Genomic DNA, 16,333 nt, shown 5'->3' with positions numbered 1-16,333 from the left:
ACATCTTCGCGCGAATGCCCCCGCTTCCAGCCGATTCTTCGCCATGGTAAGGAAACGTTCACCGCGATTACTCATGCTGCGGTAACTATGGCCCGCTAAGGGTCACCCATTGTTATCGCATCATCTGGCGGCCCTCGGTGTCCACGCTTCTGCGCAATATTTGTTCGCTGATCATCATGGTGTGGCTGGCCTTCGGCCTCGTCGCCTGCACGACCTTTGTCAAGCCGGGCAATGAAAGAGCCAACCGGCCATTGTCGAGCGAAACGCTGGCGGGTCTGGCCCGCATCGGCTCTTCACCCGCCGAGCCCATGGTCATCCGCGTCTTCAAGCAGGAAGAAGTGCTTGAAGTGTGGAAGCGCACCAAATCGGGCCAATTTGCGCTGTTCAAGCAATATGCCATCTGCGCCTATTCCGGCGATCTCGGCCCCAAGGTCAAGGAAGGCGATTATCAGAGTCCCGAGGGCTTCTACACCATCACGCCGGGCCTGATGAACCCGAACTCCTCCTACTACCTGGCCTTCAATGTCGGCTTTCCCAACAAGTTCGACCGCGCCCATGGCCGCACCGGCTCCAACCTGATGGTACATGGCGACTGCAAGTCGGTCGGCTGTTTTGCCATGACCGATGCCGGCATCGCCGAAATCTATGCGCTGGCGCGCGAAACCTTCAAGGGCGGCAATCCGAGCTTCCAGATCCAGATCCTGCCCTATCGCATGAGCAGCACCAAGCTGGCGCAGAACGCGGCTAGCCCCCATCTCGATTTCTGGCGCAATATCAAGGAAGGCTCCGACATTTTCGAGCTGACCAAGACGCCGCCGGTCTGGGACGTTTGCGAGGGCCGCTACATCTTTAATGCCGACAATCGAGCCCCGCTCGATGCGCTGGGCCCTTGCCCACCGGTCAATCGCAGCCCGCAATTGCTGGCACTGCAGGCATCAGACACCGCGGCCATTGGCAAGGGCCAGGCCACCGCCGAGCGCCAGGCCAATGAACAGGCGGCCATCAAGGCGCGCGGCGAAGCGATCAATGGCGCCGTCACGGGCCTGTTCGGTGGATTGGGTAATATGTTCGGCGGTAAGGATGCCGATATCGTGCCGGTGATGAGCGGCAAGGTTGCCCCCGTTCCCCTCCCGCCCTTGAAGCGCAGCTGACCCGGCCCGACATCTGCGTGAGCAATTGGTGGCCGGCACCATGCTTGGGCCGCATTCCGGCGCAATCACAACCACGCGCCGGCGCATAATGGAGGCTCGCAGTGGAAGAAACCTGGTCACTGGGCGGAGTTTCCAAAGGAGACACGACCACCACACCGCCGCTCGATCCGAAGCCAGCGCGGCAGCCGGCAGCGGGACGCATCCTGAGCTTCGTGGTCGGTCTTGTCGGCGTGGCCGCCATTGCGGCATCGGGCTGGGTCTATAGCGCCACCCAGCGCGATATCGCCCGCATCTCCACCGACATCGCCCAGATCCGCCTCAGCCTGGCCCTTTATGGTCAGCAAGGCGCCAATGCCCCTGCTACCCCCACCCCTGCCCCGGCGGGCAACAACGCGGCCATGCAGGATCTCGCCAACCGCCTCGCCATCCTCGAGCAGAACTGGCGTAGCGGCAGCACGACGGCTCCCACTGCCTTGCCCGCCATCCCCGCACCCCCGGCCGAGGCCGCCGCCCCGACCAATGCCGGCGGTGGCGATTGCCTGCCTGATGGCATGCGCATCCTGGTATCGGCCGGCGACAGCTACGACATCTGCAACAACCCGGCCAAGGTGGAAGTCGCCGTGGTGGAAAATGGCTTCATCACCCTGGCCGGCGGCACCACCATTGCTTCCGGCGCCACCATTCCCCTGCCCGGCTCGAGCTGCAATATCAGCCTCATGTCCTCCGGCGACGGCGGCATGACCGGCTTCGCCGAAATCCGCGTGAAGTGCTGAGCGGGCATTGCGCCCGGCCCAACCTCCCCCAACAAGGGGGAGGTGCCGGCCCCAGATAATGGCCCCCCAGGCACAAAAAAGCCCGGACATCACTGTCCGGGCCTTTGCTTATCCAACCCAATCGAAGCCTAGAACGCCCCGTGGCAATGTTTGAACTTCTTGCCCGAGCCGCAGGGGCATGGCGCATTGCGCGAGACGCCGACCAATAGCTTGGGATCAACCGGCCGCAGCGACGGATCGCTGCCCACCGCGCCCAGCGAATCCGCAATGGTATCGCCGCCATCGGCATCGTTCTCGCCGGTCAGCGGATCGATATGGGTTTCCCGGATGCGGGTCAGGTCCGGCGCCGGCGGCGCCACCGGGCGCGGCTGCAGCACCACATGGCTAAGCTGGGTCGTCACCAGCTCACGCATATTGGTGAGCAGCCCCTGGAACAGCTCATAAGCCTCTTGCTTATATTCGTTGAGCGGGTCGCGCTGGGCAATGCCGCGCCAGCCCACCACCTTGGAGAGGTGATCCAGCGTTACCAGATGCTCGCGCCACAGCCCGTCGATCGATTGCAGCAGAATGGTCTTTTCCACCTGGCGCATCACGGTCGGATTGGGCGTGCCGGCCGCTTCGAAGGCCTGCAGCGTCTGCGTTTCCTTGGTGGCCGCTGCCGCATCGGCAGCCTCGACCAGCCGCTCGGTCACGATCTCCGCGTCGATCCCCTCTTCCTCGGCCCATGCCTTCACCGGCACATCGAGATTGAGATAGGTCTTGGCCGCCGCTTCCAGCTGCTCGGTATTCCACTGTTCGGGATAGGAACGCGGCGGAATGGCCTTGCCCACCAGCGTCTCGACCAGATCATGGCGCATATCGACCACGGTCTCGCTGACATCCTCGGCATCCATCATTTCCAGACGCTGCTCGAAGATCACCTTGCGCTGATCGTTCATCACGTCGTCGTATTTGAGGATGTTCTTGCGGATGTCGAAGTTGCGCGCCTCGACCTTGCCCTGCGCCCGCTCGATAGCCTTGGTGACCCAGGGATGGGTGATCGATTCACCCTGTTCCAGGCCCAGCTTGCCCAGCATGGAATCCATCGAATCCACCGGGAAAATGCGCATCAAATCGTCCTGCAGGCTCAGGAAGAAGGCCGAATGGCCCGGATCGCCCTGGCGGCCCGAACGGCCACGCAGCTGATTGTCGATACGGCGGCTTTCATGCCGCTCGGTACCAATCACCATGAGCCCGCCGGCGGCCAGCGCCTTGGCCTTGTCCTCGGCAATGGTCTTTTTGATATCGGCAATCTTGGCGTCGCGCGCCTCGCCCTCGAGTCCGGCCGCTTCCTTCTCGATACGCATCTCGAGATTGCCGCCCAGCTGAATGTCGGTGCCGCGACCGGCCATATTGGTGGCAATGGTGATCGCCCCCGGCAGCCCCGCATCGGCGACAATGAAGGCTTCCTGCTCGTGATGGCGCGCATTGAGCACATTCATCGCGCCGACATTCTTCTTGCGCAGCAATTCAGCCAGCATTTCCGACTTCTCGATCGAGGTCGTGCCCACCAGCACGGGCTGGCCGCGGTCCTGACATTGCTTGATGAGATCGGCGATGGCGTCGAACTTTTCCGCCGCGGTGCGGTAGATGGCGTCCTCGTCATCCTTGCGCTGCACCGGCAGATTGGTCGGAATGGTGACCACATCGAGCTTGTAGATGTCGGCAAATTCTTCGGCTTCCGTCGAGGCCGTGCCGGTCATGCCGGCCAGCTTCCTGTAGAGCCGGAAATAATTCTGGAAGGTGATCGACGCCAGCGTCTGGTTTTCCGGCTGGATCTTGACGTGTTCCTTGGCTTCGAGTGCCTGGTGCAGGCCTTCCGAATAGCGCCGACCCGGCATCATGCGGCCGGAGAATTCGTCGATGATCACCACTTCGTCATTGCGGACGATATAGTCCTTGTCCTTGCGGAACATCTTGTGGGCCCGCAGCGCCGAATTGGCGTGGTGCACCAGGGCGACGTTTTCCACGTCATACATCGAGGCTGATTTGAGCAGGCCATCGGCGGCCAGGCGCTCTTCGAGCTTTTCGATACCAGCATCGGTAAAGGTCGCCGAACGCTGCTTCTCGTCGATCTCGAAATCGTCTTCATCGAGAATGGCCATCAGCTCGTCGATCTTGACGTAGAGCTCGCTGCGATCCTCGGAGGGGCCCGAAATGATCAGCGGCGTGCGCGCCTCATCGATCAGAATGGAGTCCACTTCGTCCACGATCGCATAGGCATGGCCGCGCTGCACCATCTGGGCGCGGGTATATTTCATATTGTCGCGCAGATAGTCGAAGCCGAACTCGTTATTGGTGCCGTAAGTGATGTCGGCAGCATAGGCCGCCTTGCGTTCGGCATCGGTCAAACCATGCACGATGATGCCGTAGCTCAGGCCGAGGAAATTGTAGATCTGCCCCATCCAGGCAGCGTCGCGTCGGGCGAGATAGTCGTTGACCGTGACGACATGAACGCCCTCACCCGTCAGCGCATTGAGATAGACAGCCAGCGTTGCCACCAACGTCTTGCCTTCACCGGTTCGCATTTCGGCGATGGAGCGATCGTTGAGCACCATGCCGCCGATCAGCTGCACATCGAAATGACGCATGCCCAGAACGCGCTTACTGGCTTCGCGGACCGCGGCAAAGGCCGGCACGATCAGATCGTCGAGCTTGGCACCCTTTTCCAACCGCGCCTTCAGCTCAACCGTCATGCCGCGCAGGGCATCGTCGGTCATCTTGGCGAATTCGGGCTCGAGTGCGTTGATCGCATCCACCTTGCCCTGGAACCGCTTGACGTGCCGATCGGACGGAGAACCGAATATCCGCCGGGCGAGCGCAGCAAGTGCCATATGTCAGGTCCTTTTTTTGATCACCGGCGCGGGCGCGCAGGGCCTAGGCGGTCTCGGTCGGGCACCTTACCCGGCTGGCCTCGTCGGCGCGATGACAAAGCCGTTCCGGCTTCACGATCTCGTTTGTTCCCATGGCTAGTCCGGACATCATTGCCCGATGCCTTGCCAGAGGCCTTGAAAAGCGCGTGAGATGTAAGAGCGAGCCATTGTCTTGTCAACGCCGCCGAAATGGGCGACACCTCCTCCGCCCGCCGGAAAACCCGGCCCAAACCGGCAATTTTTGGCCTCTAGCCGCCTGTTCCTGCTCACAAGTAGCGGCGCGGCACATTTTGGCCCCGTTGCCATGTGAGGGCAGGCCCGACCAGTAAACCAGCCCAGGCGCCAAGTGTAGCGCGCCGGCCAAGGAGAATATCCTGATGTCCTTTTCGACCCTGCGCCTCGCCACGACTGCCAGCGTGCTGGCGCTGATCATGGCGGCCAATGCAGTCGCCCCCGCTTACGCGCAGGACGCTGCGCCCGCTCCGGCCCCCGCGGCCGAGGCGCCGGCCGCCGAAGCCCTCGCGCCCGTCTCGCCCGATACCGTGGTAGCTACGGTCGGTGGAGAAACCATCACCGAGGCCGATCTCAGCTTTGCTGCCGAAGACCTGACCCAGGAACTCAGCCAGATGCCGGCCGATCAGCGCCGCCCCTTCCTGCTGCGCGTCCTGATCGACATGAAGGTCATGGCCAAGGCCGGGCGCGATGCCGGCATGGGCGATTCACCGCTGTTCAAGCAGCGCCTTGCCTATCTTGAGGAACGCGCCCTGCGCCGCGCCTATTTCGCCGATGCCATCGCCAATGCGGTGACCGAAGAGGCCGTTCGCGCCGAATACGACAAGCTCGTCGCCGATTTCAAACCCCAGGAAGAAATCCGCGCCAGCCACATTCTCGTTGCCACCGAAGAGGAAGCCAAGGCGATCAAGGCCGAGCTCGACAGCGGCGCCGATTTTGCCACCATCGCCAAGGAAAAGTCGATCGATCCGGGTGCAGCCAATGGCGGCGATCTCGGCTTTTTTGGCAAGGGCATGATGGTTGCTCCCTTCGAGCAGGCCGCCTATGCGCTGACCGAAATCGGCCAGGTGTCCGAGCCGGTGCAGTCCCAGTTCGGCTGGCACATCATCAAGCTGGAAGAAAAGCGCGAGTCCTCGCCCCCGACTTTCGAGCAGGTCGCCGGCCAGCTGCAGCAGCAATTGCTGATGACCACCTTTGACGGCACTGTCGCCAAACTGATGGAAGGCGTCCAGATCGACATTCCCGATCCGGCCCTGGCTGCCGCCGTACAGGCTCAGACAGAACCGGCCGCCGCTGCCGAGGAAGCCGCTCCGGCCGCGCAGTAAGCGCGCCGCCTATCGTCCGGGGGCCAGCAGCCCCCGGACCAACTGCCGCGCCGCCTGGCGCATTTCGATGGGATCGCCGATAAGCCGCCCGGTCAGCAGCCGGTGCCAGACGAAACCGGCCAGCATGTCAGCCGCCAGTCCCGTATCGATATCGGCGGCAAGTTCCCCCCGCGCCACGCCGCGCTCAAAAATCTGTCCTGACTGCTTGCGCCGTTCGGTGGCATAGCTCTGCAGCGAAGCCGCAGCGGCCTCATCGCGCTGCGCCTCGGCCACCACAAAGCGGAAGACCTGTCCGGCGCCGGTATTGCCCCAATGGGCGAAAATGGCGGTGAAGAAGGCAACGACATCGCCCTCCACCGTGCCGGTGTCCTGGTGCACATTTGCCGGTTTGTGCCGATGATAGACATCGAGCAGGAGCGCCGTTTTGCCTGGCCACCACTTGTAAATGGTTGGCTTGCCCGCCCGTGCCCGCTTGGCCACCGCCTCGATGGAAAACCCGGCAATGCCCTCCTCGGCAACAATGGCCTCGGCGGCCTCGAGAATGGCTTCCTGGGTATCGGGATTACGCCGCGCACCGATCGACCGGCGGCGCTCCTCGCTTTCGTCTGCGGTCAGCTCTGTCATGACCTCCAATATCGGACAAAATTGTCCGGAAGAAAAGACTTGAACGGAACGTATCGTTTCTATAAATACGGAACGTACCGTTTCAATGGAGCTTGGAAATGAAGCCCTCTCTTGCCTCGCGCCTTCGCATGGCCGCGGTCATGACCCTTGCCGTCTATCCGGTCGTGACCCTCTATCTCTATATCCTGATGCCGCTCACCGCCGGCTGGGAAATCTGGCAACGAAGCCTCGTGCTCGTGCCTTTCATGGCCAGCACCATCGTTCTGCTGATTGTGCCAATGATTACCCGCTATTTCGGCCCCTTCATTGCTGGCCGCAAAGCGGCAGCAACACAGGCTGCCTGAGCACCCGCCACCCGGACGATAGCGTAAACCTTGAAATATCCCGCCGGCCAAAGCCAGGCGGGATTTTTTATGGCTCGAGCTCGATATCCCAGTAGAGATAGTCGAGCCAGCTCTGGTGCAAATGGTTGGGCGGGAAGGCCCGGCCATTATTATGCAGATCATGCACCGTTGGATGATACGGCGCCTGATGCGGATACATTTTGATTTCGCTGGGTAGCCGATTGGCCTTGCGCAAATTACAGGGCGCGCAGGCCGCCACGACATTGTCCCAGGTGGTCAACCCGCCTTTGGAACGCGGAATGACGTGATCGAAAGTCAGATCGTCCTTGGAGCCGCAATACTGGCACTGGAAGCGATCGCGCAAGAACACATTGAAGCGGGTGAACGCGGGATGCCGCGCCGGCTTCACATAATCCTTGAGCGACACCACGCTGGGCAGCTGCATCTCAAAGCTGGGCGAATGGATGACAGTATCATAGTGGGAGACGATATTGACGCGATCCAGGCATACCGCCTTGATCGCATCCTGCCACGACCACAATGACAAGGGATAGTAGCTGAGCGGACGGAAGTCAGCGTTCAGCACCAGTGCGGGACAGGCCTCAGGCGACACGTGGATCGTCACTTGAGTCTCCCGGAGCGGGAATCGAGTAAGTCCATAGCCCTCTTATACTAGGCCCTTTGTGTCAGGCCTGTGAAGCGGGCACGTGCAAACCGGTCAGGGATTATTTTCGAGCTGGCGCGCAATGAACTCACTGGCAAAGGCCAGCCCGTCTGGCGCAATGCCATGCCCCACGCCCACACTGACATGATAGGACACATCGAACCCCGCCAGCCGCAGGGCCACATCGGCATCGGCGCTGAGTTCGGGATCGACCACCGGATCCATATCGCCATGCACGAGGCATACCGGGGGTTTCGCGAACCGGCCTTCGGCAAAGCCCGCCGGCGGAAGGAACGCGCCCGAAAAGGCAATAATCCCCATCAGCGGCTCGGGGAGCGACAGGCCGACATGGAGCGCCATCATGGCGCCCTGGCTGAACCCGGCAAGCAGGGTCCGCTGCGGCGTTATGCCGGTCTGGTCCCATAGATCGGCAAGGAATTCCACCAGTACCGGACGGGCCTCTGCCACGCCCAATTGCCGGCTGGCCAGCTTGTCGCCCTCATAATCGATATCGAACCATTGATAGCCCGAAGGATTTATCCGGCACGCCTCCGGCGCATTGGGCGAAACGAACAGGGCATCGGGCAGCATATCCTGCCAATGCGGCGCCAGCCCGATCAGATCGGCTCCATCGCTGCCATAGCCATGCAGCAATATGACAGCGTAGCGAGGCTGCACACCCGATTTGGGCGCAAGCATGGGGCCGGAAAGCTTGGTTGGCATGGGTATCTTCCAGAAACTTTCGCCTAACCTGCCCTGCGGCCGCCGAAAAATCCAGCCACGCCTATGGCTGTGGCAGGGGCTCCACTGCCAGCAGCAATGACACCAATTGGCTCTGCTGCCGGGTATCGGTTTTGCGGAACAGATGCGCCAGCTGGGTCCGCACCGTCAGAATTGAGACTCCATTGGCCCGCGCCACATCCCCCAGCGCCCGCCCGCTGGCCAGGGCCGCGGCCAATGCGGCCTCCTTGGGGGTCAGATCGAACATGGCCCTGATGCGGTCTTCAAAGCCCGGCGGCAGGCGCGCTGAAAGATTGCGCAGCGCAATATGAGCGCCCCGCAGCACGGGCAGGCCCTGCACGAGAAGATTATGTGCCGGAACGATCGACAGCGCCACGGCGCTGCCAGTCTCGGGATGGCTGGCGATCATATCGGCACCAACGCCGCCCACCGGCGCACAGGCCCGCTGGAGAGCTGCCATGAATTCCCGCATCTGCAGAGGGTGAACCAGCCGCAGGGTTCCCAGCCGTCCGCTAACCGCCGATCCCGGCTCGGCAAAGAGCGCTTCGGCGGCCTCGTTCGCCCATACTAGGCGACCCGCGCCGGTAACGGCCACCCAGCCAATGCCCCGCCCGCCCAGCACCGCGCCCGTCTGTTCCATCATCCGGCGGCCGAACTGGACCCGCAGGTTGATGGCATGAGCCAGTATTGGAGCCAGCTCGCCGATCACCGCCAGGTCACGCTGATCGTATTTTTCAATATGCCCGCCGCGGTTCAGCGCCAGATACCCGTTGATGCGTTCCCGGGAATTGATCTTGTGAACCAGCCCGCTATGCATGTCCTGCGGCCGCATCCACGCTGCAAAAAACGCGGATCGCTCGAACGCGTCGCTGGCAATGATCTGCTGGTCGATCAGCGCCCCTCCAGCGGGCAGGTTCTGCATGGGCTCCGAAAATGGATTGATATCGACCAATTGGCCAAAGCTGCGCTCGAATTCGGGCGCACAATCACCATGCAACATGGAGTGCTGGCTCGTTTGATGGTCGAAGAAACCCAGCGCGACATGCTGTGTATTGACGAGCCGGCGCACCACCTCGGCCACGCTGGCCCAGTGAGTGTCGTCAAATACCGCACTATAAAGAGAGTTCGAAAGATCGGTCAGATCTTGCGGGGAAATATAGACCATTGACAACCACCCGCGCCCATCGACGCTGTAGTTTGCCGCAAAACCATATCATTCATATGGATGATATTTGGCAAGGTGAAAAAAGTCCGACGACCGGAAAAATCGTCGGAGACTATTTCAGGACATGGCAATTCGCGACCGAATCGCCAGTAGAATCAGAAGTGATACTTCAAGGAACCCTTGACGACATGGATGCTTGAGGTGACCTCGATTGGGTCTCCAGCCCCACCGCCGAAAAGACCGCCCAGAGCATTGGGCTGCGGTATGGAGACGTCGGGCAGCCCCACATAGCTATATTCCGCGCCCACGGAAATATTGGGCGTCAGCATCTTTTCGGCGCCAATACCGAATGTGGGTCCAAACAGAAGCTGGCTGGATGCGGCATGGGACGAATATGTACCCGGAGGAACCGGAATCGGCCCGGCCGCTCCCACATTGGAATCAACGCTTATCGTCGATGTCGAACTGGACGATACATTACCCACCGCCGCGCCGGCCTTGGCATAGACCAGCCAGCCATCGAAGGTCACGCCGGCCCGCAGTGCGAAAGTTGAATACCAATCGATGCCGAAGGTCGTCTCATTACCCTGCCCCAGGGCAAAGAAATCATCCTCGTCTTCCATCCTGATGAAAGTCGACGATGCGCTGGTCTTGTCGAGCTGACCAAAATTGACGTCGCCATCAAGGCCCAGCACGAACTGGTCGTGCTGAAAATTGTAGCCAATACCAATGCCCCCGACCAAGCCTTCGATTCGCTCCTGCGATGAGAAGCTGCTGCCCGAATAGAACAGCCCATCATCGACCTCGGTCGGCGGAAAAATCGAGGAGGACGATTCCTCCTGCGTGCGGTCCAGGCCATATCCCGCCAGCACCCCCGCATAAAAACCACTCCAATCGGCAATGTCCTGCGCTTGGGCGCTTGTGGCCAGCACCATGCAGCCGGCGGCTGCCAGCAGAGTAATGTTCCGCATCAAAATTCCTCATCTTCACCGAAACAGCCGCCGGAAAAGATGACCAGACATGAGCTCGCAAAACATCATCCATATGGACTAATTATTACTGATCCAGTCCAAGACTAGATTTATGTTGCGCATTCGCAACAGGAATATGCACGAGCATTACTTGGAATAACGCACGGCTTGTCAGCTCAGGACACCTTCGCGATTGCGGCAAACCGCATAATAGCGCCAGAATAACAACGCCGCCGCGGACCGGTGCGGCGCCCATTGCAAGGCCGCCTCGGCCAATTCGGCAATCTGGGGAAGCGAGTCCAGTCCCAGACCATCCTGCACCGCCTTGCGCAAAGCCAGGTCGCCCGCCGGAAAAATATCGGGATGGCCGGCACAGAACATCAAATAGACCTCCGCGGTCCAGGGACCGATCCCCTTATGGGCCGTGAGATAGGCCACCGCGTCGCGGGCCGGCAAAGTCTCCAGATGCGAAAAGTCCAGCGCACCCGAGGTCACCGCTTCCGCAATTACCCGCAGCGTGCGGTACTTGCCCCCTGAAAAGCCGACGGCCCGGATCTCGGCCTCGCCGATGCCCAGAAACGCCGCCGGATCGAGCGCCCCGGCGACCCCTTGATAGCGGGACCAGATGGCGGCAGCACTCGCCACCGAGAGCAATTGACCGCACACAATGCGGGCAATGCCAGGAAAACCGGCTGCGTCGATGCGAGGACGAACCTCCCCCACCGCCGTCCATATTGCCGCAAGACGAGGATCGATCCCGACCAGATGATCGAGATGGACGGCAATGGCGGCAACACTGTCAATGCGCGGTGACGAAGACATGGGCCTCATGTACACACACTGCAATGTCTTCGCCATCGTCCAAACCCATCCTGCGTTTCGCCCCCAGCCCCAACGGCAGGCTGCATCTCGGCCATGCCTATTCCGCGCTCTACACCTGGCAGGCAGCGGCGCGATTGGGCGGCACGGCCCTTCTGCGCATGGAGGACACCGACCCCGAGCGCTGTAAACCCGAATTTGCCCAGGCCATTGTCGATGATCTGCATTGGCTTGGTCTGGATTGGCCCCAGCCAATAATGGTCCAGTCGCAACGCTTCCCGATCTATGCCGAGGCGGCCAATCAGCTGCGTGATGCCGATCTGCTCTATCCCTGCTTCTGTTCGCGCAGCGAGATCGCGACCAAGGCCAAGGGCACCGATCCCGATGGCGCTCCGCTTTATCCCGGCACCTGCCGGCACATGAGTCGAAGCGAGCAGATCGAGCGCCTGCAGCGCGGCGATCCGGTCCAGTTCCGCCTCGATACGGCCAGCGCCATCACCTGCACCGGCTTGCTGACATTCACCGCTATCGGCCCCCTGGTAACGGACCGTCCCCAAATTCGCTATGCCCGTCCCGAACGCTGGGGCGATGTGGTGCTGCAGCGCAAGGGCACGCCAACCAGCTACCATCTCAGCGTGGTTGTCGACGACGCCGCCCAGGGCGTGACCCATGTAACGCGAGGCCGGGACATGGAGCCGGCCACCGACTTCCACGTGTTGCTGCAATTCCTGTTGGGCCTGCCCTCGCCCATCTACAATTTCCACCGGCTGATTTTGGATGCCGAGGGCAGAAAACTCAGCAAATCAAAGGGCTCTCCCACCCTGGCCAGCCTTCGCGATGCTGGCCGCACACCCCAGGATATCCGCCAGGAACTGGGCTTTTAGGCGGCCTTCTTTGCGAGGAACGGAATCGTGGCTGCCGCTACGGCTGCCGTGAAAGGCGTACCGAAATCGGGCCCCAAAATGGCCTCCAGCCGCGGGTCAACCAGTTCCATCGGATTGTTCCAGAGATAGCGCATCTTGACGATTTCGCGCAGCAGCGGCACCGCCAGACCCAGTGCCTGGAACAGCAGCCAGGGCAGTTGCGCAGCCTTGAGCGGCACCGGCGCCGCCGCCTGGATCGCCGCCAGCATGGCCCGGTGACTCTGATAATGCCCAGCAAAATGGAACGTCTCGAACCCGCCAAGACGCTGCCGCTGCTCGGCAACCGCGACGAAAGCACGGCCGAGATCGGGCAGATAGGCCCAGGCATGACCTACACCCAGATCGGCCATGTAATAGACCTTGCCCTTCCCGGCATCCATCAGCATCGCCTGGTCGAACCAATCCCCCACATTGCCCGGCGCGTAAAAATCGCCGGCGCGAATGATGATGGTCTGAAACTTGCCGGCCTTCGAGGCCGCCGCCAGCGTCGCCTCCTGCCGCACCCGGATTGCGCCGCGCGGCGTCTGCGGACGTTGTGGTGTATCGGGCCGCATATACCGGTCAGTCGCGGCATAATTGTAGACATTGCCCGGAAACATCATGGTCTTGCCGCTATCGCCCATGGCGGCAATCACATTGGCCAATTGTGCCTCGGCCCGGCCCTTGTCCCATTTGTCATAGGGCAGGTTGAGCGCATTGACCACGATCTCGGCATCGGCAATCGCCGCTACGATCTCGGCGACATTGCCGGCATCGCCCTTGATAAACGCGACGCCATCGATCGGCTCCCGGTTAATCCGGCCAAAACCGCTGACGCTGTACCCCGCATCGCGGAAAGCCAGTGCCGCGTGGCGGCCGATATGGCCATTGATGCCCAGAACCGTGACCTTTGCTTTGCTCATCGTCCATCTCCTTTGCCGATGGACACATTTTCCTCAATTCATTATCGTAAGTTAATTCACCAAATGATCGGGATAGCCATTCAAAAATGAATAGAGAACCCGACTGGGCCTTGTGGCGGAGTTTTTCGGCCGTGGTGGCCAATGGCTCGCTGTCAGCCGCCGCTCGCGAGCTGGGCATCAGCCAGCCCACCGTCGGCCGCCATATCGAAACCCTCGAATACGATCTCGGCCTGTCCCTCTTCGACCGCTCGCTGAATGGCCTCAAACCCAATGTGGCGGCCTTGCGCATCTATGAGCCCGTGGCTGCCGCCCAGGCCTCGCTCGCCCAGGCCGCCATTATGGCCGAAGGCGCCCAGGCCGAATTCGGCGGCACGGTCCGCATCACCGCCAGCACCATGGTTTCCAACTATATCCTGCCCGATCTGCTGGTCGCCATCCGCCAGCGCTATCCGGCCATAGCGCTCGAACTGGTGCCCACCGATTCGGCAGAGAACCTGCTGCTGCGCGAAGCCGACATCGCCATCCGCATGTTCCGCCCCGCCCAGCTCGAGCTGATCACTAAAAAGCTCGGCGAACTGCCTCTGGTGACCACAGCGCACCAGGACTATCTCGACCGCCGCGGCACACCCCGCACCTTGGCCGATCTCTACGAGCACGATCTCATCGGTCTGGACCGGTCCGATCTCATCATCGATCACGCCCACAAGCTGGGGTTCCCGCTCAAGCGCGAGCACTTCCTGCTCCGCTCGGACAGCCAGACCCAGCTTTGGGAACTGCTGCAATCCGGGCTCGGCATCGGCTTTGCCCAGGCGGAACTGGTTGCCGTCACCCCGGGCATGGTGGCGCTGCCGCTCGACCTGCCCATTCCACCACTCGAAGTCTGGCTCACCACGCACAGGGAATTATTCACCAGCCACCGGATTCGTGCCATCTATGATGCACTGGCCGAGGGACTTTCGCTCTATATCGGCAAGACCGATTCTTAGGGCCCCTGGCCCGCAAAAGCAAAGCAGGCCCATATGGAAACTCTTCTCAATATCGCCATCGCACTGGCCCTGCTCTTCGTTGTCATCGTGCTGGGCCTGGGCCTGTGGAACATGCTCAAGGGCGGCTCGGGCAATACGAGCCAGAAGCTGATGCGCCTGCGTGTTATCGGCCAGGCCGTGGCGCTGGTCCTGCTGCTTGGCGCGCTCTACTTCTTCGGGGGCCGGGGCTAAGCCATGGTCAAGCTCAATCGCATCTATACCAAGACCGGCGATGATGGCACGACGGGCCTGGTCCGTGGCCCGCGCCGGCCCAAATATGACTTGCGCGTTGAGGCCTATGGCACTGTCGACGAGGCCAATGCCTTTGTGGGCCAGGCACGCCTGCAGACCAATTCCATGCCCAAGATCGATATGCTGCTGTCGCGGGTGCAGAACGATCTCTTCGATGTCGGCTCCGACCTGGCGACCCCTGGCGCCGACGATCCGGCCGCCGAGCACCCCTCCTTGCGCGTCCGTCCGGTGCAGACGCAGTGGCTGGAAAAGCAGATCGATCATTTCAATGCCGATATTGCGCCGCTCAAGAGCTTCGTGCTGCCCGGCGGCACTCCCCTTGCCTCGGCCCTCCACATCGCCCGTACGGTAACCCGCCGCGCCGAGCGCCTCACCGTGGAACTGGCGGTTGCCGAGCCCGACACCAATGCCGAGGCCATCCGCTATCTCAACCGGCTGTCAGACCTGCTCTTCGTGCTGGCCCGCGTCGCCAATGCCAATGGCGCCAAGGACGTATTGTGGGTTCCGGGCAGCTATGGCGACGTGGCAAAGGGCGGCTGATCCATGTTCCTGCCGCTGCATGACAGAAATCCCATCCGGCATGTGCGATTTCCCTATGTGACCTATGGGCTGATCGCGCTGACCATCGTCTGCTTCCTGTTTCAATCCGTCCTGCCGCCCGCCGCTTTCGACCAGGCGACCATCGATTTCGGCATGATCCCGATTGTCGTGCGCAATCTCTACCCCCAGCCGGTACCCTGGCTGCCCGATTGGGCAACGCTGATTACCTATGCGTTTCTCCATGCCGATTGGCTGCATTTGCTCAGCAATATGCTCTTCCTCTGGGTGTTCGGCGACAACATCGAGGACGCCATGGGCCATGTCCGGTTCCTGGCCTTTTACCTCGCCTGCGCCATCTGCGCGGCACTGGCGCATATGGCGTTCAATCTCGACGCCAATGGCCCGCTGATTGGCGCCTCGGGCGCCGTGGCCGGGGTCATGGGCGCCTATATTCTGCTCTTTCCCCATGCCCGCGTCTTCGTGCTGGCGCGCATCGTCATCCCCATTCCGTTGCCGGTGCCGGCCTTCTGGATGCTGGGTTTCTGGGTGGCGACACAGCTTTTCTACGTGGTGATCGGCTCGGACGAACCGGTCGCCTGGTGGGCCCATATCGGTGGCTTTGCCACGGGGGTCATCCTCGCCGCCGGCCTCAAGCGGCGGGAAGTAACGCTTTGGGGTGGCCGCTAACCTCTGGTAATTTCACAAAATTGCCACGATGTCCCAAGCTTTTGTTTACTGCCAGGGCGCTACCTTGAGGCCCTGTTGACCGATAAGGGGCCTTCCATTGGATAGCGATCTGGCCATGCAAATGGTGACCATGCGGACTGCGGCAACGCAGAATTCCGTGCAGATTGCCGTATTCAAAAAGGCCCATGAAATGGAAGCAGCGCTGCTCAACACCCTGTTGCAGAGCGCGCCTGCGGCCCCGCCGCCCGGCCAGGGCACCAAGGTCGACAAGCAGGCCTAGTATGAGCAATTCCATCGGCATCAGCCCGCCGGTCATGATCAACCGCATTGTCGATCGCGCCGAAACGCCCGCCGCGGCTCAACTGACCAAGGTCGCCGAGCTCAGCGCGCAATTGCGCATTGCTGCCGCGGAAGAACAGGCCAAAACCGCCCTGTTCGATCCCAATGGGCAAGCCAAGGCGCCCGTGATCGATTCCGGTGCAGTGGTTGATCGGCTGATTTAG

Annotated in this window: 19 protein-coding genes; 11 read left to right on the top strand and 8 right to left on the bottom strand. The window is 61.4% G+C overall.

The genetic code is table 11. The features are described 5' to 3' along the window. The first annotated feature begins 137 nt into the window (after positions 1 to 137). Positions 138 to 1,151 (top strand): L,D-transpeptidase family protein, encoded by a 1,014-nt coding sequence (locus QQL79_RS18310; protein ID WP_284393306.1) that lies wholly within the window; start codon positions 138 to 140, stop codon positions 1,149 to 1,151. 101 nt (positions 1,152 to 1,252) lie between these two features. Beyond that, a complete protein-coding gene (locus QQL79_RS18305) occupies positions 1,253 to 1,924 on the top strand; it encodes a hypothetical protein (protein ID WP_284393304.1) in 672 nt (223 codons plus the stop codon). 128 nt (positions 1,925 to 2,052) lie between these two features. On the opposite strand, the gene secA is transcribed toward QQL79_RS18305, so the two are convergent. After that, the gene (gene secA / locus QQL79_RS18300) at positions 2,053 to 4,797 is read right to left on the bottom strand and encodes a preprotein translocase subunit SecA (protein WP_284393283.1); all 2,745 of its coding nucleotides are present in this window, start codon (positions 4,795 to 4,797) and stop codon (positions 2,053 to 2,055) included. 416 nt (positions 4,798 to 5,213) lie between these two features. Here secA and QQL79_RS18295 point away from each other — a divergent pair, with 416 nt between their 5' ends. Next, on the top strand, positions 5,214 to 6,173 hold the full coding sequence (locus tag QQL79_RS18295) for a peptidylprolyl isomerase (protein ID WP_284393281.1): 960 nt from the start codon (positions 5,214 to 5,216) through the stop codon (positions 6,171 to 6,173). A gap of 9 nt (positions 6,174 to 6,182) precedes the next feature. On the opposite strand, the gene QQL79_RS18290 is transcribed toward QQL79_RS18295, so the two are convergent. Beyond that, positions 6,183 to 6,797 (bottom strand): TetR/AcrR family transcriptional regulator C-terminal ligand-binding domain-containing protein, encoded by a 615-nt coding sequence (locus QQL79_RS18290; RefSeq protein ID WP_284393279.1) that lies wholly within the window; start codon positions 6,795 to 6,797, stop codon positions 6,183 to 6,185. Between the two features lie 98 nt (positions 6,798 to 6,895). On the opposite strand from QQL79_RS18290, the gene QQL79_RS18285 reads away from it, so the two are divergent. Next, on the top strand, positions 6,896 to 7,141 hold the full coding sequence (locus tag QQL79_RS18285) for a putative antibiotic biosynthesis monooxygenase (RefSeq protein ID WP_284393277.1): 246 nt from the start codon (positions 6,896 to 6,898) through the stop codon (positions 7,139 to 7,141). 67 nt (positions 7,142 to 7,208) lie between these two features. Here QQL79_RS18285 and QQL79_RS18280 read toward each other — a convergent pair whose 3' ends face one another. The 5 genes from QQL79_RS18280 to QQL79_RS18260 form a co-directional block, all read right to left on the bottom strand. Beyond that, a complete protein-coding gene (locus QQL79_RS18280; protein ID WP_035101511.1) occupies positions 7,209 to 7,766 on the bottom strand; it encodes an HNH endonuclease in 558 nt (185 codons plus the stop codon). Positions 7,767 to 7,859: 93 nt separating this feature from the next. After that, positions 7,860 to 8,528 carry an alpha/beta hydrolase gene (locus QQL79_RS18275; protein WP_284393275.1) on the bottom strand — a complete coding sequence of 223 codons (669 nt, stop codon included), beginning with the start codon at positions 8,526 to 8,528 and terminating at the stop codon, positions 7,860 to 7,862. 61 nt (positions 8,529 to 8,589) lie between these two features. After that, positions 8,590 to 9,711 carry a helix-turn-helix transcriptional regulator gene (locus tag QQL79_RS18270; protein ID WP_284393273.1) on the bottom strand — a complete coding sequence of 374 codons (1,122 nt, stop codon included), beginning with the start codon at positions 9,709 to 9,711 and terminating at the stop codon, positions 8,590 to 8,592. Positions 9,712 to 9,866: 155 nt separating this feature from the next. Continuing rightward, positions 9,867 to 10,682 carry an outer membrane protein gene (locus tag QQL79_RS18265; protein WP_284393271.1) on the bottom strand — a complete coding sequence of 272 codons (816 nt, stop codon included), beginning with the start codon at positions 10,680 to 10,682 and terminating at the stop codon, positions 9,867 to 9,869. A 171-nt stretch (positions 10,683 to 10,853) separates the two neighbouring features. Further along, positions 10,854 to 11,504, bottom strand: a complete 651-nt coding sequence (locus tag QQL79_RS18260) for a DNA-3-methyladenine glycosylase family protein (protein WP_284393269.1) — start codon at positions 11,502 to 11,504, stop codon at positions 10,854 to 10,856. A 23-nt stretch (positions 11,505 to 11,527) separates the two neighbouring features. Between QQL79_RS18260 and gluQRS the strand changes: the two genes are divergently transcribed. Next, entirely contained in the window at positions 11,528 to 12,385 is an 858-nt protein-coding gene (gene gluQRS, locus QQL79_RS18255) for a tRNA glutamyl-Q(34) synthetase GluQRS (protein ID WP_284393267.1), read from the top strand. Here the strand turns inward: gluQRS and QQL79_RS18250 are convergent. Then, a complete protein-coding gene (locus tag QQL79_RS18250) occupies positions 12,382 to 13,326 on the bottom strand; it encodes an NAD-dependent epimerase/dehydratase family protein (RefSeq protein ID WP_284393265.1) in 945 nt (314 codons plus the stop codon). The genes gluQRS and QQL79_RS18250 overlap by 4 nt on opposite strands. Before the next feature lie 86 nt (positions 13,327 to 13,412). Between QQL79_RS18250 and QQL79_RS18245 the strand changes: the two genes are divergently transcribed. The 6 genes from QQL79_RS18245 to QQL79_RS18220 all read left to right on the top strand — a co-directional run bounded on the left by QQL79_RS18245 (position 13,413) and on the right by QQL79_RS18220 (position 16,333). Beyond that, the gene (locus tag QQL79_RS18245) at positions 13,413 to 14,312 is read left to right on the top strand and encodes a LysR family transcriptional regulator (protein ID WP_284393263.1); all 900 of its coding nucleotides are present in this window, start codon (positions 13,413 to 13,415) and stop codon (positions 14,310 to 14,312) included. Positions 14,313 to 14,345: 33 nt separating this feature from the next. After that, complete coding sequence (locus tag QQL79_RS18240; RefSeq protein ID WP_284393262.1) at positions 14,346 to 14,543, top strand: twin transmembrane helix small protein; 198 nt, start codon at positions 14,346 to 14,348, stop codon at positions 14,541 to 14,543. Positions 14,544 to 14,546: 3 nt separating this feature from the next. Next, positions 14,547 to 15,143 (top strand): cob(I)yrinic acid a,c-diamide adenosyltransferase, encoded by a 597-nt coding sequence (locus QQL79_RS18235; protein WP_284393260.1) that lies wholly within the window; start codon positions 14,547 to 14,549, stop codon positions 15,141 to 15,143. Positions 15,144 to 15,146: 3 nt separating this feature from the next. Continuing rightward, complete coding sequence (locus QQL79_RS18230) at positions 15,147 to 15,830, top strand: rhomboid family intramembrane serine protease (protein WP_284393259.1); 684 nt, start codon at positions 15,147 to 15,149, stop codon at positions 15,828 to 15,830. 97 nt (positions 15,831 to 15,927) lie between these two features. Then, complete coding sequence (locus QQL79_RS18225; RefSeq protein WP_284393257.1) at positions 15,928 to 16,110, top strand: putative motility protein; 183 nt, start codon at positions 15,928 to 15,930, stop codon at positions 16,108 to 16,110. A gap of 1 nt (position 16,111) precedes the next feature. Beyond that, entirely contained in the window at positions 16,112 to 16,333 is a 222-nt protein-coding gene (locus QQL79_RS18220) for a hypothetical protein (RefSeq protein WP_284393256.1), read from the top strand.

Origin of the sequence: Devosia yakushimensis, assembly GCF_030159855.1 — a bacterium.
In the GTDB taxonomy this organism is placed as follows: Bacteria; Pseudomonadota; Alphaproteobacteria; order Rhizobiales; family Devosiaceae; genus Devosia; species Devosia yakushimensis.
This window is presented reverse-complemented; position numbering and strand designations above follow the sequence as displayed.